This is a genomic window from Streptomyces fildesensis (genome assembly GCF_016107395.1).
Lineage (GTDB): Bacteria > Actinomycetota > Actinomycetes > Streptomycetales > Streptomycetaceae > Actinacidiphila > Actinacidiphila fildesensis.
This window is the reverse complement of sequence record NZ_JAAIKO010000130.1, coordinates 1-1160: the sequence shown is the minus strand read 5'-3', so window position 1 is coordinate 1160 and position 1160 is coordinate 1. Positions and strand designations below refer to the sequence as shown.

1 protein-coding gene is annotated in these 1160 nt (G+C 64.1%); it reads left to right on the top strand.

Features of this window, described 5'->3' with window-relative positions; translation table 11 throughout:
• The first annotated feature begins 62 nt into the window (after positions 1 to 62).
• Entirely contained in the window at positions 63 to 1160 is a 1098-nt protein-coding gene (locus tag C6N31_RS42210) for an IS630 family transposase (RefSeq protein ID WP_138359673.1), read from the top strand.

Sequence of the window (1160 nt, the reverse complement as noted above, 5' to 3'; positions counted from 1 at the left end):
CTAGTGTCCTGCGCCAGTAGTTGATCGTTAGATGCTGTGTGACTTCTACTGCTGGTGCATCGGTGCCTCGTCGGGGCCCGAAACTGGAGCCGTTACTGCTGTGTGCGGATGAGCGGGCGGTGTTGGAGAGGTGGACGCGTCGGGCGACATCGGCCCAGGCCCTGGCCTTGCGCGCGCGGATCGTGTTGGCGTGCGCAGGGCCGGAGGTACCGCCGATCGTTACGGTCGCCAGGGATCTGCGGGTGAGCGCGGACACGGTTCGCAAGTGGCGGCGGCGGTTTCTCGTCGACCGGCTGGATGGTCTGGTCGACGAGCCCCGGCCGGGCCGGCCACCCACGATCGATGTCGGTCAGGTGGAGGCGGTCGTGGTCGCGACGCTGGAGGAGATCCCGAAGAACGCCACTCACTGGTCGCGGAAGTCGATGGCGGACCACAGTGGTCTGTCGAAGTCCACGGTCGGCAGGATCTGGCGGAGGTTCCAACTCAAGCCGCACCTGACGGACACGTTCAAGTTGTCGACCGACCCGTTGTTCGTGGAGAAGGTCTACGACGTCGTCGGGCTGTACTTCAACCCGCCCGAGGGCGCCGTGGTTCTCTCGGTGGACGAGAAGTCCCAGATTCAGGCACTGGACCGCTCTCAGCCGGTGTTGCCGATGATGCCGGGCATGCCGGAGCGCCGTACTCACGACTACGTCCGCAACGGCTTGACCACCCTGTTTGCCGCGTTTGATGTCACTACCGGGCAGGTCATCAGTGCCCTGCACCGCAGGCACCGGGCGGCGGAGTTCAAGAAGTTCTTGATCCGCATCGACAAGGAGGTGCCCGCGCACCTGCAGGTGCACCTGATCGTGGACAACTACGGCACGCACAAGACTCCCGCGATCAGGGCCTGGCTGAGCAAACACCCGCGGTTCCAGATGCACTTCACGCCGACCGGCTCGTCGTGGATCAATCAGGTCGAGCGATGGTTCGGCTTCCTGGCCGACCAGATGATCCGTCGGGGTGCCCACAAGAACGTCCAAAACCTCGAAGCCGACATCCGCGCCTGGGTGAAGAACTGGAACGAGGATCCCAAGCCATTCATCTGGACCAAGACGGCGGAAGAGATCCTCGACTCCCTCGCACGCTTCTGCCGACGGATCTCCGGCGCAGGACACTAG